Annotated in this window: 22 protein-coding genes, 3 tRNA genes and 1 pseudogene; 13 read left to right on the top strand and 13 right to left on the bottom strand. The window is 35.9% G+C overall.

The features are described from left to right. The first annotated feature begins 113 nt into the window (after window positions 1-113). A complete protein-coding gene (polA, locus tag NHE85_RS08210) occupies window positions 114-2,948 on the top strand; it encodes a DNA polymerase I (protein WP_252811499.1) in 2,835 nt (944 codons plus the stop codon). Between the two features lie 49 nt (window positions 2,949-2,997). Then, a complete protein-coding gene (locus tag NHE85_RS08205; protein WP_252811498.1) occupies window positions 2,998-4,326 on the top strand; it encodes a serine hydrolase in 1,329 nt (442 codons plus the stop codon). A 25-nt stretch (window positions 4,327-4,351) separates the two neighbouring features. Here the strand turns inward: NHE85_RS08205 and NHE85_RS08200 are convergent, their stop codons facing one another. After that, window positions 4,352-5,377: a LacI family DNA-binding transcriptional regulator gene (locus NHE85_RS08200; RefSeq protein ID WP_252811497.1), complete on the bottom strand. Its 1,026-nt coding sequence runs from the start codon at window positions 5,375-5,377 to the stop codon at window positions 4,352-4,354. Between the two features lie 442 nt (window positions 5,378-5,819). Between NHE85_RS08200 and NHE85_RS08195 the strand changes: the two genes are divergently transcribed. Together NHE85_RS08195 and NHE85_RS08190 are read left to right on the top strand one after the other, a co-directional pair. Continuing rightward, entirely contained in the window at window positions 5,820-6,566 is a 747-nt protein-coding gene (locus NHE85_RS08195; RefSeq protein WP_252811495.1) for a ferritin-like domain-containing protein, read from the top strand. A gap of 23 nt (window positions 6,567-6,589) precedes the next feature. Beyond that, the gene (locus NHE85_RS08190; RefSeq protein ID WP_252811493.1) at window positions 6,590-7,399 is read left to right on the top strand and encodes a ferritin-like domain-containing protein; all 810 of its coding nucleotides are present in this window, start codon (window positions 6,590-6,592) and stop codon (window positions 7,397-7,399) included. Between the two features lie 146 nt (window positions 7,400-7,545). On the opposite strand, the gene NHE85_RS08185 is transcribed toward NHE85_RS08190, so the two are convergent. After that, window positions 7,546-7,627: transfer RNA gene (locus NHE85_RS08185), tRNA-Leu, on the bottom strand. Window positions 7,628-7,800: 173 nt separating this feature from the next. Continuing rightward, window positions 7,801-7,882, bottom strand: a tRNA-Leu gene (locus NHE85_RS08180). Between the two features lie 144 nt (window positions 7,883-8,026). Between NHE85_RS08180 and NHE85_RS08175 the strand changes: the two genes are divergently transcribed. The 7 genes from NHE85_RS08175 to NHE85_RS08145 all read left to right on the top strand — a co-directional run bounded on the left by NHE85_RS08175 (window position 8,027) and on the right by NHE85_RS08145 (window position 14,723). After that, window positions 8,027-9,415 carry a dipeptidase gene (locus tag NHE85_RS08175; protein WP_252811491.1) on the top strand — a complete coding sequence of 463 codons (1,389 nt, stop codon included), beginning with the start codon at window positions 8,027-8,029 and terminating at the stop codon, window positions 9,413-9,415. A gap of 114 nt (window positions 9,416-9,529) precedes the next feature. Continuing rightward, window positions 9,530-9,901, top strand: coding sequence for a BlaI/MecI/CopY family transcriptional regulator (locus NHE85_RS08170; protein WP_252811489.1), 372 nt, complete (start codon window positions 9,530-9,532; stop codon window positions 9,899-9,901). Between the two features lie 38 nt (window positions 9,902-9,939). After that, window positions 9,940-11,241 (top strand): M56 family metallopeptidase, encoded by a 1,302-nt coding sequence (locus NHE85_RS08165; protein WP_252811487.1) that lies wholly within the window; start codon window positions 9,940-9,942, stop codon window positions 11,239-11,241. 56 nt (window positions 11,242-11,297) lie between these two features. Beyond that, the gene (locus NHE85_RS08160; protein WP_252811485.1) at window positions 11,298-12,266 is read left to right on the top strand and encodes an energy transducer TonB; all 969 of its coding nucleotides are present in this window, start codon (window positions 11,298-11,300) and stop codon (window positions 12,264-12,266) included. A gap of 18 nt (window positions 12,267-12,284) precedes the next feature. Next, window positions 12,285-12,962, top strand: a complete 678-nt coding sequence (locus NHE85_RS08155; RefSeq protein WP_252811483.1) for a M56 family metallopeptidase — start codon at window positions 12,285-12,287, stop codon at window positions 12,960-12,962. 71 nt (window positions 12,963-13,033) lie between these two features. Then, the gene (locus NHE85_RS08150) at window positions 13,034-13,477 is read left to right on the top strand and encodes an energy transducer TonB (protein ID WP_252811481.1); all 444 of its coding nucleotides are present in this window, start codon (window positions 13,034-13,036) and stop codon (window positions 13,475-13,477) included. A 145-nt stretch (window positions 13,478-13,622) separates the two neighbouring features. Beyond that, window positions 13,623-14,723 carry a DUF4407 domain-containing protein gene (locus NHE85_RS08145; protein WP_252811479.1) on the top strand — a complete coding sequence of 367 codons (1,101 nt, stop codon included), beginning with the start codon at window positions 13,623-13,625 and terminating at the stop codon, window positions 14,721-14,723. A gap of 30 nt (window positions 14,724-14,753) precedes the next feature. Here NHE85_RS08145 and NHE85_RS08140 read toward each other — a convergent pair whose 3' ends face one another. The 4 genes and pseudogenes from NHE85_RS08140 to NHE85_RS08125 form a co-directional block, all read right to left on the bottom strand. Beyond that, entirely contained in the window at window positions 14,754-15,200 is a 447-nt protein-coding gene (locus NHE85_RS08140) for a 3-hydroxyacyl-ACP dehydratase FabZ family protein (RefSeq protein ID WP_252811477.1), read from the bottom strand. Between the two features lie 48 nt (window positions 15,201-15,248). Then, complete coding sequence (locus tag NHE85_RS08135) at window positions 15,249-15,614, bottom strand: MmcQ/YjbR family DNA-binding protein (protein ID WP_252811474.1); 366 nt, start codon at window positions 15,612-15,614, stop codon at window positions 15,249-15,251. Window positions 15,615-15,626: 12 nt separating this feature from the next. Then, window positions 15,627-15,884 (bottom strand): annotated as a pseudogene (locus NHE85_RS08130) (DUF4260 domain-containing protein); the annotation flags it as partial. Window positions 15,885-15,973: 89 nt separating this feature from the next. Beyond that, entirely contained in the window at window positions 15,974-16,726 is a 753-nt protein-coding gene (locus tag NHE85_RS08125; protein WP_252811472.1) for a cyclase family protein, read from the bottom strand. Between the two features lie 79 nt (window positions 16,727-16,805). On the opposite strand from NHE85_RS08125, the gene NHE85_RS08120 reads away from it, so the two are divergent. Further along, window positions 16,806-17,711 (top strand): hypothetical protein, encoded by a 906-nt coding sequence (locus NHE85_RS08120; protein ID WP_252811470.1) that lies wholly within the window; start codon window positions 16,806-16,808, stop codon window positions 17,709-17,711. On the opposite strand, the gene hemW is transcribed toward NHE85_RS08120, so the two are convergent. Next, entirely contained in the window at window positions 17,708-18,835 is a 1,128-nt protein-coding gene (hemW, locus tag NHE85_RS08115; RefSeq protein WP_252811469.1) for a radical SAM family heme chaperone HemW, read from the bottom strand. The two genes, NHE85_RS08120 and hemW, sit on opposite strands and share 4 nt — an antisense overlap. Before the next feature lie 21 nt (window positions 18,836-18,856). Then, window positions 18,857-19,408: a crossover junction endodeoxyribonuclease RuvC gene (gene ruvC / locus NHE85_RS08110; protein WP_252811467.1), complete on the bottom strand. Its 552-nt coding sequence runs from the start codon at window positions 19,406-19,408 to the stop codon at window positions 18,857-18,859. A 24-nt stretch (window positions 19,409-19,432) separates the two neighbouring features. Here ruvC and NHE85_RS08105 point away from each other — a divergent pair, with 24 nt between their 5' ends. Next, window positions 19,433-20,401 (top strand): lysylphosphatidylglycerol synthase domain-containing protein, encoded by a 969-nt coding sequence (locus NHE85_RS08105; protein ID WP_252811465.1) that lies wholly within the window; start codon window positions 19,433-19,435, stop codon window positions 20,399-20,401. Here NHE85_RS08105 and NHE85_RS08100 read toward each other — a convergent pair. From NHE85_RS08100 to trxA, 4 genes are all read right to left on the bottom strand, one after another. Continuing rightward, complete coding sequence (locus NHE85_RS08100) at window positions 20,379-20,858, bottom strand: hypothetical protein (protein WP_252811463.1); 480 nt, start codon at window positions 20,856-20,858, stop codon at window positions 20,379-20,381. The two genes, NHE85_RS08105 and NHE85_RS08100, sit on opposite strands and share 23 nt — an antisense overlap. A gap of 265 nt (window positions 20,859-21,123) precedes the next feature. Continuing rightward, window positions 21,124-21,200, bottom strand: a tRNA-Asp gene (locus NHE85_RS08095). Window positions 21,201-21,322: 122 nt separating this feature from the next. Continuing rightward, window positions 21,323-22,249: a DUF58 domain-containing protein gene (locus tag NHE85_RS08090; protein WP_252811461.1), complete on the bottom strand. Its 927-nt coding sequence runs from the start codon at window positions 22,247-22,249 to the stop codon at window positions 21,323-21,325. A gap of 125 nt (window positions 22,250-22,374) precedes the next feature. Continuing rightward, window positions 22,375-22,692, bottom strand: coding sequence for a thioredoxin (gene trxA, locus NHE85_RS08085; RefSeq protein WP_252811459.1), 318 nt, complete (start codon window positions 22,690-22,692; stop codon window positions 22,375-22,377). Window positions 22,693-22,760 lie beyond the last annotated feature (68 nt).

Below are 22,760 nucleotides of genomic sequence, written 5' to 3'. Positions count from 1 at the left end.
ATTGTAGATAAACAGCCATATCTTTATGATATGGCTGTTTTGTTTAAACTTCATTTTGGCAGTGTTTCTTAATGTGCATCTGTTTGCTTATTTTTACGGCAAATTGATTTTACATGTCACAACAAAAACGCCTTTTTCTGCTAGATGCTTATGCACTTATTTTTCGTGGTTATTATGCCTTTATAAAAAATCCAAGAATAAACTCCAAAGGCATGGACACCTCTGCTATTATGGGGTTTATGAACTCCCTGCTTGATGTTATTAAACGCGAAAAGCCAGATCATTTAGCCGTAGCTTTTGACAAAGAAGGCAGTACTGTACGCACTGAAATGTTTGTTGAATATAAAGCAAACCGTGACGAAACCCCCGAAGCTATTAAAATTGCCATACCATATATACAGGAGCTTTTAAAGGCAATGCATATACCCGTAATTGAACTGGCAGGCTGTGAAGCTGATGACCTTATTGGCACCCTTGCCAAACAGGCTGAGAAACAAAATTATCAGGTATTTATGGTAACACCCGATAAGGATTTTGCACAGCTTGTAAGCGAAAATATATTTATGTACCGCCCGGCCCGTATGGGTAACGGCATTGAAATTTGGGGTGTACCTGAAGTTTTAGACCGTTTTGAAATTGAAAGACCGGAACAGGTTATAGACTTTTTAGGAATGATGGGCGATGCTGTAGATAATATACCCGGGCTGCCCGGCGTAGGTGAGAAAACTGCAAAAAAGCTATTGAAAGAATACGGTTCAATGGAGAGCCTGTTGGCTAACACCCATGAACTAAAGGGTAAAATGCGTGAAAATATTGAAGCCAATGCCGAAAAGGGTATCATGTCTAAAAAACTTGCAACCATTATAACAGATTGTAATGTTACTTTTAACGAAAAAGACTTCGAGCTTACTAAACCTGACACGGAAAAGGTTGAGATTTTATTTAATGAGTTGGAATTTCGCCGTATGGCAGATCAGTTTCATAAACTATTTGATGAAAACGAGGAAGCAGATACCCCGGCATCTAATGGCTATGCTCCTACCAAAACCATTGTAAAAAATGAACAGCAATTTTCTCTGTTTGGAGAAGGTGCTGCCGATCCTGCGGCTATAACAACATCAACAGGATTTTATAACACCCTTGAAAATACAGATCATTTTTATCAGGCTGTGCAGGGCAATATGGCAATAAGCCTGCTAATGCGCGATCTGATGAAACAAACCAGCGTGAGTTTTGATACGGAGACAACAGGAATTAACGCTTTAACGGCAGAACTTGTTGGTTTGTCTTTTTCCTGGGAAAAAGGTAAAGGTTTTTACGTTCCTGTACCTGCCGATCTGGAAGAAGCACAGCAGGTGGTAAATATGTTTATTCCATTCTTTGAAAATGAGGCTATTGAAAAAGTAGGCCAGAACCTAAAATATGATTTTGAAGTACTGGCTCAATATGGCGTTACTGTAAAAGGAAGGATATTTGATACTATGATAGCCCATTATCTTATTAATCCTGATATGCGCCATGGCATGGATGTACTGGCAGAAACGTACCTTAAATACTCCCCTGTCCCTATTGAATCTTTAATTGGCAAAAAAGGCAAAGGTCAAAAATCCATGCGCGATATTGAAATTGACCTTATAAAAGAATATGCTGTTGAAGATGCTGACATTACACTTCAGCTTAAAGAAGTTTTTGCGCCTTTATTAGAAGAGACCGATACCCGAAAGCTGTTTGATGAAATAGAAATTCCGCTTATGCCGGTCCTGGCAGCTATGGAACAGGAAGGAATTAACCTTGATACCCAATACCTTAAAGAGCTTTCTGCCGAACTTTCAGGAGATATTAAAAGACTCGAACAAAAAATATATGAAACGGCAGGTGAATCGTTTAATCTTGCTTCACCAAAACAACTGGGTGAAGTGTTGTTTGACAAACTTAAAATAGGCGGCGCAAAACAAAAGAAAACAAAAACAGGCCAGTACGCCACGGGTGAAGAGGTGCTTTCTTACCTTGCCCTTGAAAATCCTGTTGTAGCCGATATACTGGAATGGAGACAACTTGTAAAATTGCAAAATACCTATGTAGATGCATTACCATTACAGGTAGAAATAAAAACAGGCCGCGTACATACTGATTATATGCAAACCGTAGCAGCAACAGGCCGTTTAAGCTCCAATAATCCTAACCTGCAAAATATACCTATTCGTACAGAAAGAGGAAGGCAGATAAGAAAAGCTTTTATAGCACGTAATGAAGAATACACCATAGTTTCTGCAGATTACTCTCAAATAGAACTACGCATTATAGCGGCACTTAGCGGCGATCCTGAAATGGTTGGTGCCTTCCGGAAAGGAGAAGATATTCACGCATCTACAGCTGCAAAAGTATTTAATATTGCGCTTGAAGAAGTAACGCGTGAGCAGCGAAGCCATGCAAAAACGGTAAATTTTGGTATTGTATATGGTGTATCGGCATTTGGGCTTAGTAACCAGACATCGTTGAGCAGATCAGAATCTAAAGACCTTATTGATGCCTATTATAAAACTTACCCAAGGCTAAAGCAATATATAAATGAACAGATTGAAATGGCACGAGAACAAGGTTATGTACAAACCATATCGGGAAGGCGCAGGTACTTAAAAGATATTAATTCTCAAAATATGGTAGTGCGCGGCGGTGCCGAACGTAATGCTGTTAATGCACCTATTCAGGGAAGTGCTGCTGATATTATTAAAATTGCCATGATAAATATTCAGAAAAGGCTGGAAAAGGAGAACTGGAAAAGTAAAATGTTGCTACAGGTACACGATGAGCTTGTTTTTGACGTTCATAATAGTGAACTGGAGCGTATAAAACCAATGATTAAACAGGAAATGGAAAGTGCCTTTAAACTGGATGTTCCATTAGAAGTAGATTTGGGTGAAGGGAAAAACTGGCTGGAAGCGCATTAATTACTCTTCAAAACGCTGCAGTGCAAGTGAATAAGTCAATTACAATATTATGAAAAAAACACTTTTAAACGTACTCGCTTTTATGCTGGCCGTGCCAACATTTGCACAACAGTATGAAGGTGCCAAATTCAGAAAAATAGACAGCCTGCTTACTTATTTGTATGACAGCCATAAATTTATGGGATCTATAGCCATAGAAGAAAAAGGCAAAGTGGTATTTGAAAAAGCTTACGGATTTTCTAATGTAGAAACGCATACACAGGCCAATACAAAGACCAAATACAAAATAGGTTCTGTTACAAAAATGTTCACATCGGCAATTGTATTTCAGCTTATTGAAGAAAAAAAGCTTAAACCGGATACAAAACTATCTGAGTTTTTCCCAAAAATAAAAAATGCAGATAAAATTACTATAGCAGAAATGCTGGGCCACAAAAGCGGATTATATAACTATACTGACGACCCTGCCTTTGAAAGTTACAAAACAAAACTGCAAAACAGAAGGGATATGCTTAGCCGTATAGAATCATATCCTGCTGCTTTTGAACCTGGTGAAAAAGCAGAATACAGTAATACAAATTATCTGCTTTTAGGCTATATTATACAAGACGTAACTAAAAAATCATATAAAGACAATGTAACTTCCAGAATAATAAATAAAGCTGGGCTTAAAAACACTTATTATTATTCAAAAATAAACCTGAAAAAAAATGAAGCCTCTTCATATTCTTTTGGGAACGGAAAATGGATACCCACTGAAGAATGGCACGAATCAGTTGCGGGTGCAGCAGGAGCTTTACAATCTACACCTTCAGATCTCACAAAATTCATCAAGGCTTTATTTGACGGAAAGATTATAAAAAAAGAATCCCTGGATGAAATGACCGCAATTGATATGGGATATGGCAAGGGTATTTTTGCCTATCCTTTTATAGAACGGAAATTTTTTGGCCATAATGGCGGCATTGAATCCTTTAAATCGGTTTTAGGGTATTATCCAAAAGATGATCTTGGATTCTCTTTACTCATGAACGGCGAAAATTATAACACCAATGATATTGTACTGGGTATATTAAGCTGCTATTATAAATTGCCTTATATTTTTCCCAACTTTAAAACTGCAAATGTTAGCGAAGATATTCTTAAACGTTATGAAGGTTTTTATACAACCCCTTCTCTGCCTTTTAAAGTAGATATTAAATTGGTAAACGGCACTCTTATTGCTCATGCGACCGATCAGGGTTCTTTTCCGCTTAATCCGCTTAGCGAAACCGAATTTAATTTTGATCCTGCCGGAATTACTATAACCTTTAACCCAAAGGGATTTACACTTAGGCAGGCTGACGGATCGGCAACCAAATTTACAAAAGAACAATAAAAAAAGCCCTGAAGGGCTTTTTACTTTATAGCTTTTTAGTAGATTCTCTTTGTCTCAGCTCGGTTTTAATAACCTTTGTTACATATTCCGGAGCTTCTTCAGATTTATCCTCCAGCCTGTCAATAAGCATTCCGGCAGCAGCTTCCCCTATTTCAGGGGCATGCTGGCTAACTGTTGAAAGGCTTGGGGTAAGCCTTTTAGACCATACACCGTCGGCAAAGCCTATAATCTGAACCTCATCAGGAATTTTAAGTCCTTTTTTAATAGCCGTTTTCATAGCCATTACAGAGGCATGTTCATCTAAAGCAAAAACACCATCTATTGTTTTGGTATCAAATAATACTTTTAATTTTTCATCAAACTCTTCAGTATTATCTGTATGCAACATTATATCGGGATTTATGCTGTAGCCGTTATCTTTAAGAGCTTTTTCATATCCCTGCAAACGCAGCTTTCCTACACTAAGATTATCTATAGTAGAAAGCAGAGCTATATTTTTACATTTTAGCTTTATTAAATGTGTAGTACCATCTACAGCCGAATCAAAGTCATCTACAATAACTTTATCGCAGTTAACCTCATCAGAAATCCTATCGAACATTACAATGGGAAGATCATCTGCTATGGCATCTTTAAAATGTTTAAATTCCTGTTCCTTCTGGGTTTCTTCAGATATTGAAAGTATAAATCCATCTATAGTACCATTGCTTAGCATATCCATAGCATGAATTTCTTTTTCTAATGATTCGTTAGAAATACAGGTAATAACATTATACCCTCTGTCATTCGCCGCTTTTTCTATCCCACTGAATACCTTGGCAAAAAAAGGATTAAGAATATTAGGAATAATAACCCCAATAGTTTTAGTGGTTTTGTTTTTAAGATTTACTGCAATATTGTTGGGCTTATAGTTTTTAAGCTTAGCGAATTCCTGTACTTTGATTTTTGTAGGCTCACTAATTTCAGGACTATTACTCAACGCTTTAGAAACTGTAGAAACAGATACGTTTAACTCTTTCGCTATTTGTTTTAGTGTGGCTTTTTGCTTCATGGCCTAAAATAATTTATAGTGTAAAGAAACAAAAAAATAACCATTTTTTTATTCCTGTTAAATATCGCTTACAATTTACAACATTTTATAACTAAAACGATTTTCCATTGAACGATTGTAAGTAAAAAACTAACAAATAAATAAAAATAATAATGTTTCGCACTTTTTGATAAGTTAATTAAGTATTAAACTTTACAAAGCGTAAGTGTTAACACCTTTAAGAAACCAAATTTGAAAATGCACAGTATTTTAACTATAAATCAACGATTTATAAACGTTGAGATATTAAATGAATTCATAACAAAAAGTTAAATCATAAAAAAACTACAGTTGTTAAAAACCCTACTCTATTTATAACCGTATGTAAAAAGTAACTTTGATAACTAACAAATTTTGTTACCACACCTGCCAAAAATTATTAACCTATTAAATCTTTAAGATTATGAAAAAAGTACAAGTAGAGGAAGTAAGATCGCTGCATAGCAGGAGAAACTTTCTTAAAATCAGCGGGATTACCCTTGCAGGCGCAGGGCTCGTAATGGCTGGTTGCAGCAGCGACGACGACAAAGGAAGCAACCCCGATTCAAATCAGCTTCCTGGTGTTAGGGATGGTGTATTTGATCTTGGCGGCGGCGACCTGGGTGTTCTTACTTACGCCTACGCGCTTGAGCAGCTGGAAGCCGACTTTTACACAAGAGTTGTTAACAGTAATACTTTTGGCAGTACTTTTAGTGCTGAAGAACAGGCAGTACTTGCTGACCTATACAGGCATGAAGTAATACACAGGGAATTTTTTAAAGCAGCAATATCCGGCGTTATTACAAGCCAGGATCAATTACTGCCTTCACTTGAATTTGATTATGGATCATTAAGCTTTAGCAGCAGATCTCAGGTATTGGCTACAGCCAAAACACTTGAAGATACAGGTGTAGCAGCTTATAATGGTGCAGGACGCTATATTACTACACCGGATTACCTTGTTCTTGCAGGTAAAATTGTGTCGATAGAAGCTAGACACGCATCAGCTATCAGAAGTCTAATCAACCCGGGTTCTGCAGATTTTGCAGGAGATGATGTTGTAACATCTTCAAACGGGCTTGGCCAGGCTGTAAAACCATCAGGAATTATCTCTGCTGTATCAGCACTTGATATTATCCAGACACCATTTACAGCTCAATTCTTACCATAATCTAATTTTAAAACAGAGACATCATGAATATTATAAAATTTCTAGAGTCATTTACAACAGAAGGCATGATAAACAGCCTTAACGCTAAAGGCTCACGCAGAGACAGCTTTAATCAGTTTCAGAAAATGGGAACAACAGCCGCTATGGCAGCAGTACCATTCGGATTAACAGCACTATTATCATCAAATAAGGCTAATGCTGCCACAACAGCTTTTTTTGGTCCAACAGAAACTCCAACAGAAGCATTACAGCTTGCTTTGACACTTGAATATCTTGAAGACGAATTTTATGCTATGGCAATGGATTCAGGTATCGTTCCAACCGCTGATCAGGCAATTATTGCACAAATAGCTAAACATGAAAATGCTCACGTAGCATTCCTTAAAAGTGCTTTAGGCGATGCAGCACCTGCAAAACCTACTTTTGACTTTACTGCTGGTGGCAATTTTGATCCATTTAATGATTATCCTACATTACTTGCACTAGCTCAGGCTTTTGAAGATACAGGAGTACGTGCATATAAAGGACAAGCCGGAAATCTTATTGGCAACGGCGATTTACTTACTGCTGCTTTACAGATACACTCTGTAGAGGCTATGCATGCGTCGCAGATAAGAAGATTAAGAGGACAAAAAGGATGGATTGTAGGCAACGATCGTGGTGGTTTACCTGAAGCTGCACAACCTGTTTATGACGGTGAAGAAAATGCAGTACAGGCAGGATTCAATACTTCTACAGTAGCAGGAATACCTGCAGGTGCAGGACCGGAATCTTTTGACGAGCCAATTACAGGTGCAGTGGCTACCAATATTGCCAGCCTGTTTATCGTATAAATAAATTTAATTTATGTTGATTTTGTAACCATCCTGTAAAGCAATCTTTACGGGATGGTTTTTTATTTACATTCCTTTTTCACCTTTCTATTATAGTAAAAAAGAAGCATAAAAAAGCTCCTGAGACATCAGAAGCTTTTAAGTTGTGCGGGTGAAAGGACTCGAACCTTCACACCGTGAGGCACCAGATCCTAAGTCTGGCGTGTCTACCAATTTCACCACACCCGCAGGCTGATAATAAAACCGATATGTGTTTCATTATAACAAGGCAAATATACGATTGTTTTTATATTTCGCAGAATATTTTTTAAAGGAAAGCATTGTGAATACTATACTACTTATAAGAAATAGTAAAGAAGTTAAAAGTAAAAAGCCCCTGAGACATCAGAGGCTTTTTGTTGTGCGGGTGAAAGGACTCGAACCTTCACACCGTGAGGCACCAGATCCTAAGTCTGGCGTGTCTACCAATTTCACCACACCCGCAGGCTGATAATAAAACTGATATTGTGTTTCATTATTACGGGTGCAAATATACGACTGTTTTCGAACTTTCAAAGTAAATTCTACAAAAAATAAAAATTATTTTTTCCGTATTTTTGTTGTTTAATCGTATATCACTAATTTATAATGGATAACATAAAAAACTACGTTCAGGAAAATAAACAAAGATTTTTAAATGAACTTATAGAACTTCTTAAAATACCATCTGTTAGTGCAGACAGCGCTTACTCACAAGACGTAATTAATACCGCGGAAGCTGTAAAAACAAGCCTTGAAAATGCAGGATGTGATTTTGTAGAGCTTTGCGAAACTCCGGGCTACCCTATTGTATATGGAGAGAAAAATATAGATCCTGCTTTACCTACTGTATTGGTTTACGGACATTATGACGTTCAGCCTGCCGATCCGGTTGAATTATGGACATCTCCCCCATTTGAACCTGTAATTAAAAATACTGAGCTTCATCCCGAAGGTGCAATATTTGCGCGTGGTGCCTGTGATGATAAAGGACAAATGTACATGCATGTAAAAGCATTAGAGTACATGGTAAAGAACAATACCCTGCCGTGCAACGTTAAATTTATGATTGAAGGTGAAGAAGAGGTAGGATCACCAAGTCTTAGCTGGTTCGTAGAACGTAATCAGGAAAAACTTAAAAATGATGTTATTCTTATCTCAGATACCGGAATGATCTCTAACGATCAGCCTTCTATAACTACAGGTCTTAGAGGTCTTAGTTATGTAGAGGTGGAAGTTACAGGCCCAAACCGCGACCTTCACTCTGGTCTTTATGGTGGTGCTGTTGCCAATCCAATTAATATACTGGCTAAAATGATCGCACAGCTGCATGACGAAAACAATCACATTACTATACCTGGCTTTTATGACAAAGTTGAAGAACTTTCACGCGAAGAAAGAGACGAAATGGCAAAAGCACCTTTCTCTCTGGATGCATATAAAAAAGCACTTGATATTGAGGATGTTTATGGTGAAGCCACTTATACCACTAACGAGAGAAACTCTATACGCCCTACCCTTGACGTAAACGGAATATGGGGAGGTTATACAGGCGAAGGCGCAAAAACAGTTATTGCCAGCAAAGCATACGCTAAAATATCTATGCGTCTGGTTCCTGATCAGGACTGGAAAGAAATTACAGAACTGTTTACCAAACATTTTGAGAGCATTGCTCCTAAAGGCGTAAAAGTAAAGGTTACCCCGCATCATGGTGGACAGGCTTATGTAACTCCTATAGATAGTATTGGCTACCGTGCCGCTGCTGCTGCGTACCAGGAAAGCTTTGGTATTAAACCAATACCTGTACGATCAGGTGGAAGTATTCCTATTGTAGCTTTATTTGAAAAAGAATTGAAAAGCAAAACTATTATGATGGGTTTTGGCCTTGACAGCGATGCTATACACTCCCCAAACGAACATTTTGGCGTATTTAATTATCTTAAAGGAATTGAGACAATCCCTTTATTTTATAAGCATTTTACAGAAATGTCGAAATAAATTAAGACTTAAGTTGTTAAAAATCCGCCCATTGTGGCGGATTTTTTTATACAAAATGTTGAGCGTATTATTTTTTATTCTACATTTGTAGAAACAACTCTAAAAACGTAGAGCATGCAATTGACAAAAACAGAAGAACAGCTAATGCAATATTTATGGAAACAGGAAAAGGCTTTTATGAAAGACCTGCTTGATGCCTTCCCCGATCCTAAACCTGCAACCACTACTGTTGCGACCTTATTGAAACGTATGGCAGACAAAGGTTTTGTAGGCTATAAGGAATATGGTAAATCAAGGGAGTATTTTCCACTTGTTGAAAAATCCGACTACTTCTCTAAACAGGTAAACGGAATGATAAAAAGTTTTTTTAATAATTCGGCTGCTCAATTTGCTTCGTTTTTTACACAGGAAGCAAATATGTCGTTTGCCGAACTGGAAGAACTTAAAAAAATCATTGACAAAGAGATTCAGAAAAAACAGCAATAATGCAGGAATAAAGTCAAATCAACCAAACCAATTATACCATGACCGAATTTCTTATAAAATCGTCTTTTACAATGGCAGTATTACTTGGCCTGTATTATCTATTGTTTGAAAGGGAAAAAATGCACCGCTTTAACAGGTTTTATCTGCTTAGTGCTTTAATATTTTCATTGGCATTACCGTTCATAACAGTTATAACTTATGTACAACAAATTAAAGTCCCGGCAGGGCAGTCTTTAATAACCTCAAAACCTGATAATCTTGTGTTGTCAGCACAGCCAACAGACTATTTGTTTTACATAGGCTGGAGTATATATGCGATAGTTACGCTAATATTGATAATTCGATTTGTTAAGAATGTTACAGCCTTTATCAAAAGGTCATCCGTTAATTCTTCCGTGAAGATGGAAAATGCCACGCTGGTCTTATTAGAAGAGAAAGTACTGCCACATACATTCCTGAATTACATTTTTGTAAACCGTGAAGAATATGAAGCACGACTGATTGAAGAAGAATTGTTTACTCATGAATTAACTCATGTACAACAAAAACACACACTTGATATTTTATTTATTGAAGCGCTTAAAACTATATTCTGGTTCAATCCGCTGCTATATTTTTATAAAAAGGCCATTCAGCTTAACCATGAGTTTCTGGCTGACGAAAAAGTAATAGATACCATTGCCAACACCATCTATTACCAAAACCTGCTCCTTGAAAAAACCTCCGTTGGCGCGATTTTTTCAATGGCTAGCAATCTTACTTTTTCACTAACTAAAAAAAGATTTATTATGATGACTAAAACCACCTCAGCAGCTAAAGCTGTTTTTTTAAAACTTGCTATAGCACCTGCAATTACAGTATTGATGTTAACTTTATGTACTAAAACACTGGCACAGGAAACTTTAACTGATATCCCCACTGAAAACATAAAGACTCTTGATATAAGTAAAAAGGTAACACAGCAACAGGTAGACTCCCTGAGAAAAGCCAATCCGAAAGTTTACAAATCAAAGAACCCAAATAACTATGCAGAGGCAACTGTTAAATTTACCGACAAAAAAGGCAAACTGGTAAATAAGAAGTTCTTTATAAATGATACTACAGCCGAAAAACAAAAAAACAAAGAGCAAATCTCAAATGGTTTATCCGATATTCCTGCCGATAAAATCAGATTTATGAATGTATATAAAAATGTAACACAGCAACAGGTAGATTCGCTTAAAAAGTCCACTCCAAATACTTATGTATCTAATAATCCCAATGACTATGGAATAATAAGTGTAGGATATACTGATGAAAAAGGGAATCTGACAAAAAAGAAGTTTTTTGTAGAGAAATAAACCAACGCAGTACCAATATCTAAATTGTTAAGCATAATTAATCAATTCAAAAAGTCATGATAGAATTCCTTATAAAATCAACTGTAGCAATAGCAGTATTGCTTATTTCTTCACAGGTATCGTGTAAAAACATAAAGAAAAATTATGCTGTTTATTTTTTTGAAAAGAGTTATAATCCTTCAAAAACAGTAAAAGACAGTACAGAAGTAAGAAGGGATGAATACTTTAAAGATGTACAAATTATTATAGATGATAAACCCAATAATGTGTTTATAAATAAGCCTTACAAAAAGCTTAATAAGACAGAAAAAGAGTATTACTTATCATGTATTCCCGAAAAAGAACAAGCAAGAGGCCTGCAAATTTCCGATTATAACTCTTTTATAAAAAATGAAGATGGTACTTTTTATATAGACAATGAAAAGGTAACAAGAGATGAAGTTTTAAAATATAAAAGAGAATATTTCGCCTGCGGTGGTTGTAAACGCTCCGGAAAAGATAAGCGCTATTTCTTTTACACTTATCAATATTTCAATAAAAACATCAAAAGCATTAATGATCATTATCCTGATAAGACTTATAAAATAACTATACTCAACGAAGCCCGCGAATACCAGTGGCCCGATACTAAACCGGTAGTTAAAAAAGAAACTTATGAACGGAATGGCCATGAAAATGATGGCATTGGAAGTGCAGAGGTTTCATTTATATCCTACGCTTATACAGATGAAATCAAAAACAGGATTTATGAAGTACCCGCGCATTTTCCTGGAGGAAAAGCGAAATTCATTGAATATTTATTTGACAATATAAAAGTTCCCTATGATTTAACAGGACAAGAATTGCTAATTGATTTTACAATAAACACAGATGGAACTCTATCCGATATATCTATGATGGAAAGTACTGATCCTATACTCGCCGCAGAAGTGAATCGTATAATGCAAAAATCACCCAGATGGATACCTGCACAAAAAAATGGTATTCCACAGCCTGTAGGTACAAGGGACTATTTCAAAAAATAATTATTAAATCAGCCTGTTATGATAGAATATCTTATAAAATCAACTGTTGCAATAGCACTATTGCTTGGACTCTACTACCTTTTATTTGAAAGGGAAAAGATGCACCGCTTTAACAGGTTTTATCTTTTAGGTGGATTATTATTCGCTTTGGTGCTGCCTTTTATTAGTCTTCCTACAGTCTATAATAAAACCATACTACAAGATATTACACTTATACCACTCGTTTTAAAACAGGAACCGGTTACGCAGCAAACTAATCAAAATCCTCTGCAATTAATTGTGTTTAGCATATATATTATTATTGCAGTAGCACTATTAATCCGTTTTTTCAGGAATATAGCAGCCTTTCGTTCAAAAATAAAATCAGGAAAAACAATTCGCTACAAGAATGCCGTTTTGGTATTGCTTGATGAAGATGTGCTACCTCATACCTTTTTAAACTACATATTTTTAAATGCTGAAGATTATTATAGCAAAACCATAGAGAATGAACTGTACACTCATGAAATAACCCATGTAAACCAAAAACATACACTGGATATCATTTTTATTGAACTCCTTAAAATTGTTTTTTGGATTAACCCTCTACTATATTTTTATAAAAAAGCGATACAGCTTAATCATGAATTCCTTGCCGATGAAAATGTAATTAAAACATATAATCATGCAGCCTCTTATCAAAACTGCTGCTCATAAAAGCATCTGGCACAGAGGGGTTCTATCTGGCAAGTAATCTTACTTTTTCACTAACTAAAAAAAGATTTATTATGATGACTAAAAAAACCAACCGTATGCAGGCTCTTGTTAAACAGGTATTAGTTTTACCTTTAATAGCGGTAATGCTAATAATATCTTGCAATAACACTCCTGAAAATATTGAAAAGGCTGACAATGCCATTTACAACACCGGATTAGAAAAACAGCCTGAATTTCCTGGAGGAATAGCTGCATTTTACCAATTAGTAAATAAAAACTTTACAGTTCCGGAAATAAATAAAGATTTAGTAGCAAAAATTTATGTGTCATTTGTTATTGAAAAAGATGGTACAATGTCTGAAATAAAAGCTGTACGAGATCCGGGATATGGATTGGGAGAAGAAGCAAAAAGAGTATTAGAATCAATAGATCAAAAATGGAGCCCTGCCGTAAAAGACGGACAACCTGTAAGGGCATCTTATAATTTACCTATAACCATAAATATAAAGTCCTAATTTTTATATTATTTAATTTGAGTATCCGCGTGCCGTAGCACGCGGATTTTTTATTTCCTAAACCAAAACATATCAACCTGTTATACCATTATATTAAAAAACGCGTTACATTTGTACACATCATCATCATCAAAAAACAATCATCATGTTAAAACGTTTTTTTATTACCTGCTCAGGGGTAGACAAAGATCTTGTTTACAGCTGTTCTAATGGCGAACAAAACAAATATGCCGGTATAGGTGCTACAGTATTCTTTACAGCACTTATGGCATGGATAGCCGCATCTTACGCCCTTTACACCGTTTTCGACAATATTTATACCGCCTCATTTTTTGGGCTGGTATGGGGTTTCCTTATTTTTAATCTGGATCGTTTTATTGTTTCGACTATACGAAAACGCGACAAATTCGGACAGGAATTTTTACAGGCAACTCCGCGTATTATACTTGCTATGATCATTGCCATTGTAATATCTAAACCACTGGAAATAAAAATATTTCAGAAAGAGATAGATACGGTTTTGCTTAAAGAAAAAAACACCCTTGCTATAGCCAACAAAAAGCAGGTAGCCAATTTTTTTCAGGGCGACCTTGCCAAAAACAAAGCCGAAACAGACAGTTTGAAATCGGCCATTGCTAAAAAAGAAAAAGAAGTAAATGCACTTTACAATACTTATATCACCGAAGCTGAAGGCACTAAAGGAACTATGAAATTAGGCAAAGGCCCCGTATATGCAGAGAAAAGATTAAAACACGATGCCGTATTGCTTGAACTGGAAAACCTGAAAAAAGAAAATTCAGCAAAAATAGCTGCAAAAGAAAAACAGGCACAAACTTTACAGGCAGATCTTAACAAAAAGGTTACTGAAACCCAGCCTATAATTGACAATTTTGACGGATTAATGGCGCGAATTAATGCGCTTAACAAACTACCGGCACTGCCTTCTATTTTTATTATGCTGCTTTTCCTGGCTATCGAAACATCACCAATAATAGCAAAACTGCTTTCGCCCAAGGGAGAATATGACTTTAAGCTGGAAGATGCCGAAATGGCTTTGAAAACAAACCTGGCACAAAACAATTATCAGCGTGATTTAATGCGCACCACTGACGCCGGCATATACGACGATGTTTACAGCGAAATAAGACAGGACAAAGGCTTATATGATTACAAGAAGAAAAAAGCTATTGAACTTTTAGAATTACAGGCCGACAGCTTTTCCGATAAACAAAAAAATGTAATGTAAAATACAATGCCCCACAATGTGGGGCATTTATTATTTATCAGCGGTTAACATTGAAGTATCTATTTTGATGCTCATCCACGAGGCTTCCATTACCAGATCGTCATTTACATAGGCACTGCCCTGCTGCTTTACTATTTTAGCACTAAGCCGTATGTTTTTTATTATAAACTTTACCTGTTCATCATAATGTACTGCTTTAAAAAACGCTGTGGTTTGTACATGTGCCAATGCAAAAACACCTTCGGCTATACCCAATAACCTAACGCCGGCACCTCCACATTGTGCCATAGCTTCCAGAATAATAGTTCCGGGTATAATACCAGAAGTCACATAACTACTTTCTAATAACGGATTTTCTCCATCATTAAAAGTAGTTACACCAATTATTTCTTCCTTATTTACCGAAAGTATTTCATCAACAAATAAAAAAGGATATCTGTGTGGTATAAGTTCTTCAATTCTGTTTGTTCCTTCCATAAGTACATAATATTGAAAACCTATAACTGATTTTATTTCAGATTATTATTACAAACTATTTATTTCTGCCTGTAGTTTTTTTGTTAGGCTTTTAAGCACCAGCTCATACGAATGATCTATTAATTCTTTAAACAGTCTGGCAGGCACATCACCATTAACAGTAACCGTATTCCAGTGCACTTTGCTCATATGATAACCCGGTTCTATAGCCTCATATTCAGCACGTAATTCAAGTGCCTTTTCAGGATCACATTTTAGATTAACGGATGCTTTTCCTGCTTCCCATTGGTTTAATGATGACAAAGCAAACATCTTACCGCCTACTTTAAAAACAAGGGTATCTTCATCAAACGGAAAATGTTCGGTAACGCCTTTTTTTGAAAGGCAGTATTCGTAAAATGCCTGTATATTCATTTTATATTTTTATTACTTTCCAATTTCACCAAGATGGGTAAACTTAAATCCTTTTTCATATTTAAGTCCGTAGCCGAACATCCTGTCTATAGAAGAATGTGAGAACAGCATTACTCCTGTTAACTGAACAGCTTCGTTAGCAAGGTATAGCCCTAAAAGATAAACAGCTATTGCCAATCCTCTGTGATGTAAAACATTATATGCCCATGCCTCAACTTTATTTCCAAAAGCGTAGCCTATCATAGAAAGGTCGGGTACTAAAAGCAAAGCAGGAAACCACCATCATGCATAATTAAGCAGGCTAAAAAGGTAAATGCCTAATCCGAATAAAGCAGCCTCTTCCAGTTGAATTAGCTTTTTCATGATATTTTGTACAAAACAGGTTTACTGGGGCTGGCATCATTTTCAAAAGAAGCTATCTGTAAATTCAGGAAATAAGTGCCATCGGTAACAGCATCGTCTATAAATACCATTTCGGTAATAGTAGCATCATGACGGGCATCTTCATTAAGATTGTTTACATCTTTAACATTCCAAAATGCTTTATGCGCCAAAAGTCTGCCTTCATCCTCTTCACGATCTACACTTGGCAGATCTATGAGCAAGTGCTTAATACCACATTTACGAATAAATGCCGCAGCAGCCTCTTCAATATAAGGCGGATTGGTATTGCTATAATTCTTATATGTCTTAGCCTTTTCATTTGGAAGCGTGCGAACAATAATAGCTTCCGGCGTTTTCCCTCCAAGAGCTTTTTCTATCTGTTCTGCTCTAATAATAAAATCCTCTTCTACTTGCTCAGGCTCTACAGATACAAGCTCTGCAGTAAAGAAAAATTGCCTCAATGCCTCATTGATACTGTAAAAATCTCTGGTTATATGCCCAAGGCATTCGGTATGTGTACCATGCCCGTGCGGATTAAAAAATATATTATTAAAATTGGTAGATGATCCTTCACTTACTTTCCCTATCCAGTCTCCCATTTTTACCGGATCTATAACGGGTTTATCTACATACCATGCAATTGGATTAGCATCGGTATTAGTAAGTGGAATAGAAATATCTATAGGCTGGTTTAAATCTATTTTAAAACCGTTAATGACAGCAATCATACTTTTTTTTTACAAAATAAAGAAATAGATTTTTAAAATAGTTAATTGTGTGTATTATTGCCAAAAAAAACAGTGTAAAATGCAAAAGATTACGAACGGCACTAACTATCCTATTGAATTTATGAGAATAGTAGGTGTTATTCTTATAACATTTACACATATACGACATAATTTTACGCACAGTAATAGTGTTCCTTATTTTGTATTGGAAACACTACCCCGCTATGGGACACTTTTGCTGTCCATAATATCAGGATATTTATTTTGCATGAATCCTACCGAAGGGAATCTGTTAAATAAAAAAATAAAGAGCCTTCTTATTCCTTATCTAATCGCCAATCTTGCTGTAATACTTCCTGTTTTGCTTATAAATGCCTTTGGATATAATTTTTTAAACAGGCTAACTTATGATTATACCTTAATCACAGAAGGTTTATTTTCACTACACAAGCCACCTATAAATCCTCCAACCTATTTTATTAGGGATCTTTTTATAGTTTTCTGTTTTTTATCATTAACAAGAAAGCACTATTGGGCTTTGGCATTCATAATTCCTCTGCTAATTTTTGGAAACGTACTTTTGAGGTATGATATTCCGTTACTTTTTTTAACCGGATTTATTATTAAAAAATACAATATAGATAATTGCAAAAAACTAATTATAAACGCTGTTGGATTGCCTATGCTTATTGCTGCCGTTTATTTTTATACAGAAGACACTTATAAATATATTATAGCGATATTATTCTTTATAAATTTTGTATCGCTTAATTTTACTTTTGTAAAAACAGGAGGCTATACTTATTTACTTCATTTATATCATTCTCCAATGATGGTATTTTTGTACCCCATTTTACACAAAATAAGTCCTGAGCCATATTTTGAAGCTATTGCACAAATTGGGCTCGCAGTAATTCTTTGCTATATTATTTTTTTAATACTGGAGAGATTTAAGTTTGGATTTGTTGTAGGAAACAGGATTTAACTTACATAAAACAGGTCACTTGCAATCCCATCGGCTAAAAACTTTCCTTCTCTGGTAGTTTTAATAATACCGTTATCATTAACAAGCAGTCCCTGGTTTATAAATTTATCTGACTCTTTTAGAAGATAACTACTAAAAAGATTACCCAATTCGTCATGAACTCTTTGTACCGACACGCCCCAAATAGTGCGCAAGCCTGTCATAACATATTCATTATAACTGTCGGCAGGGGTAAGTTTTTCAGTTTCGGCAGGTAGCTTGTCTTCCTCTATTTCTTTTAAGTAAAGTGAATTATTAGCAATATTCCAGCTACGATGAATACCGTCATAACTATGCGCTGAGGGGCCAATGCCTAAATATTTTTTACCAAGCCAATAGGCGGTATTATTTTTAGAGAAATAACCCTCTTTACCAAAATTGGAAAGCTCATAATGTATAAATCCGTTTGCTTCCAGAGTATCTACCAATAACTGAAAATGCTCTTGGGCTACCTCATCACTAGGTTGGGCAATAAGTCCTTTTTTTACAAATTTATCCAGAGCCGTTTTGGGCTCTACTGTAAGTGCATAGCTTGAAATATGAGGGATTCCGAAAGACAACGCTTTATTTACATTATATAGCCATCGTTCATTTGTCATGCCGGGCACACCGTAAATAAGATCTACAGAAATATTATCAAAATACTTTACTGCTTCATTAAGGCATGTATCTGCCTGTTCAGCGTTGTGCGCACGGTTCATCATTTTAAGATCATCTTCAAAAAATGATTGTACACCTATACTCAGCCTGTTTACTGGAGATGCTGAAAGTTCAGCTATTCTTTCTACCGATAAATCATCAGAATTAGCTTCTAAGGTAATTTCAGGATCGTGTGTTACAGAATAGTTACTGTAAACAGCATCGATAAGAAGTTCAATTTCGGCATTAGTAAGTACAGATGGTGTACCTCCTCCAAAATAAATGGTTTCAACCATTTCATTAGCAAACTCATTTTTACGCATGGCTATTTCTTTAGCCAATGCCAAAACCATATCGTCTTTCTTTTTCATAGAAGTAGAAAAATGAAAATCGCAATAATGGCATGCCTGCCTGCAAAAAGGAATATGAATATAAATACCTGCCATACTATTCTTATTAGCTACTGCCTATTTTATTCTATCTTCATTTTGCTTTATAAAAGCATCCCATCCGCTGTAACTTTTTCCGGCAACAACTTTACCTGAATTAAAAAAATGACATACCGCAGCGGCAAGTCCATCGGTACTATCCAGATTTTTCGGAATTTCCTTAAGTCCCAATAGTTGCTGTAACATCTTTGCCACCTGCTCTTTACTTGCATTTCCGTTTCCGGTAATTGCCATCTTTATTTTTTTGGGTTCATATTCGGTAATAGGTATCTGACGTGAAAGTCCGGCAGCCATAGCAACACCCTGTGCCCTGCCAAGCTTTAACATGGACTGTACATTTTTGCCGAAGAATGGTGCCTCAATAGCTATTTCATCGGGGTGATGAGTATCTATAAGTTCTATTGTTCGTTCAAAAATTATCCTGAGCTTTACATAATGATCATCATATTTATGCAGTTGCAGCTCATTAAGCTGCAAAAACTCCATTTTTTTATTAATAACCTTTATAAGGCCAAAACCCATAATGGTTGTACCCGGATCTATACCTAATATAATACGTTCGTTTGCCAATTTTATTTCTTTACTTTTGCAGCCATGTCTGCCTCACGCAAAGCTAAGCAATTACTCGTTGTCATTATCAAAGTTTTGATAGTAGGCGGAGCATTTTATTTTATCTACAGCAGGCTGGCTAACAATGAAAAACTGGACTGGACCCGTTTTACCGCCTTGCTTGATAACAAAAATGCTTACTGGCTTATTACTGCTTTATTGTTTCTTACATTTTTAAACCGCTTTATAGAAATAGTAAAATGGCAAAATCTTGCCTCTTCTATTTATCCTATATCACTTGGTAAATCAACCGAACAGGTATTGGCAGCAGTAACCGCAGCACTTTTTACACCAAATGGCTTAGGTGAATATGCTGCAAAGGTGATGTATTACAAAAAAACAGAAGCAGGGGAAGTTATTTTTCTTAACCTTTTATGCAATGGTATTCAGCTTATACTTGCAGTAGTTGTGGGTTTAGCAGGTTTATTTTTCTTCAATTACATCTATCCGGCAATATCGGGTAATTTGGCCATAGTAATTTTAGCGTGTATTGTTGTTTTGACTATACTGTTAGCTTCTGCCCGAAAAATTACTATAAAAGGCTATTCATTACAAAAATTAGGAGAGATGCTAAACAGCCTGCCTAAAAGTATTCATCAAAAAAATATAGCCTTAGCCATTTTAAGATACCTTACAATACTGCACCAATACTATTTGTTATTCCTTTTGTTTGGCATACAATTACCTTATCTATTAATAATAAGCACAATTGCTGCCACTTATTTTTTAGGATCGTCCCTACCAAGCTTTCAGTTTCTGGATTTCGCAGTAAAAGGCAGTGTTGCCGTATTTTTTTTCGGAATATTAGGCGTAAATGAATGGATAGTAATATTTATAGCTACACTTATATGGCTGCTTAATACGGTACTGCCCGTAACTATAGGCAGTTATTTTGTATTTACTTTTAAACCAGTAAAAGAAACAAACACACCTACTGTTTTACATCAAGAATAACGGGAAGTATAAATTGAGTAGTAACAGGCACGCCTTCTTTTTGAGCAGGTTCAATTTTAGGAAAATCCACAAGCCTTGCCTTAATAATACTGTCAATACGGGCTTTATTGTAGCTTACCATATCTTCAGGCATCTGAGGTTCAAATTTTAAAGTAGCATTAGAAAACACTGTTACTTTAACGTCTATAGTGTCCATTTCAGGATACAGCATAGCAATAGTGTCAATATCGAGCTTTTGTTGTATAAGTGCCGTAAGCGAAGAGAAAAAGCACTCTTTTTTAAGTTCTTTATCTATTATAGCATCACATTCTGCTATTGAAGGATAACTGCTTACTTCTTTCCAGTTTATCTCTTTAAGGCGCTGCTGCAAAAGTTCTTCCTCATTAGGCACCTGACCATCGAAGAAGCGACAGGAGTTGCATAATAGTATAATAAACAGAATTGCAATTTTTTTCATTCAGAGATAATAACAATGTGGAAAGCCCAAAAATAAGGAAAATAAGTTAGTTTAAAATTCCGGCATCTTTTTATTATGTCTCTTTTAGCATAAAATAAGATCTGAAAACTTCCTAAAATCAAAAAAGCCCTCCAATCTAATGGAAAGCTTCTCATCGGTCTAACTACTAAACCTTGTTAAGCCCGAAGCTTAACGTAAACAACACAACTATCTTAATATTTTAGGCGAAAAAAGCCCCGCTATTGCGAGGCTGCTTTCCCTTAACTGGCGGTCTGGACGGGACTCGAACCCGCGACCCCATGCGTGACAGGCATGTATTCTAACCAACTGAACTACCAAACCAGCGTTTCAAATGACTCTCTCAGTGTAGCACTGTTTGTTTCATTATTACGGGTGCAAATATACGACTGTTTTTAAATTCTGCAAGTGTTTTTAAAATAATTTTTAGATTATTTTTTCATCAATTATCCAAACTTTTGTTTCTCAACAAGGTATGTAGTTAAAATTTTTTCAAACTTTTCATCTACCGAAACAGGAACGTACTTAATTTTATACTGCATACAGGTTTCTGCCACTTTTTTAAAGTATTGTTCAACCCGTTTTTCATATTCTGATTTTACATTTTCGGCAAAAAGATTTACTTCTTCTCCAGATTCTATATCAATAAATTTCCTCGGGGCATTATCAAAATCAAAGCTAAGCTCCGTTTTCTTATCTATAACATGAAACAGAACTACTTTATGCTTATTATGTTTTAAATGCTGCAGGGCATTAAACAATGCCTCATCATTACCCGGCTGAAACATATCTGTAAACAATATGATCATAGAACGTCGATGCATTTTCTGGGCTATCTGGTGCAAAAAAGTTGTGGTATCTGTTGGCTTGCTTCTTCCTGGTGAATTCAGCATCTCTTCAAGCTTATTCAATAACATCCTGTGATGCCTGCCACTGCCCTTTTCCGGCGCATAGAACTCATAGCTGTCAGAATACACGCTAAGTCCTACTGCATCGCGCTGATGCTTTAAAAGCTCCATAAGCACCGCAGATGCTAAAACTGAAAAACCAATCTTATTTTCGTAAAACTGCTGTCCCTGTTTAAGCTTTGGATAATGCATAGAAGAAGAATTATCAATTATAAGATGGCACCTTAAATTAGTTTCCTCTTCAAAGCGTTTAGTATATAACCTGTCGGTACGGGCAAAAAGCTTCCAGTCTATATGCCTGGTACTCTCACCTGCATTATATACCTTATGTTCTGCAAATTCTGAGGAGAATCCGTGAAACGGACTTTTATGCATACCTGAAATAAACCCTTCAACGATTTGATTTGCCAGTAATTCAAGATGCGAAAAACTGGATATTTTTTCTAATTGCCCTTCTATCTTCATAATTTCAAATGTAGCGATTTTGTATTTATCCTCCCATAGCGATACAGGTTATCTGCAATTTTCCAATAAAAAAGCCCTTACCATAAAGTAAGAGCTCTTTTATATTTAATTGCTTTGTAACTTAATTATAGTAAAGCATCAATAGCATTAGTATAAGTTGCTTTTGGAGCTACACCAACCTGACGGCCTACTACTTCTCCGTTTTGGAAAACTAATACTGTAGGAATGTTTCTTACTCCGTATTTTGCAGCAAACTCCTGATTAGCATCTACATCTACTTTACCAACAACAGCTTTTCCTTCGTACTCGTTGCTGATCTCTTCAATGATAGGACCTACCATACGACATGGGCCGCACCATGCTGCCCAAAAGTCTACTAATACCGGTTTGTCTGATTTTAATACCACTTCATCAAAAGTAGCATCTGTTATTGCTTGTGCCATTATATATATTCTTTTTTAAATTAGTTTTAGATAACAAATTTACATATTAATATTCATTTTTTTGTTAA

Origin of the sequence: Flavobacterium sp. NRK1, assembly GCF_024054175.1 — a bacterium.
GTDB lineage: Bacteria > Bacteroidota > Bacteroidia > Flavobacteriales > Flavobacteriaceae > Flavobacterium.
The sequence above is the reverse complement of the archived record's forward strand: the minus strand, read 5'-3'. Positions and strand labels throughout refer to the sequence as shown.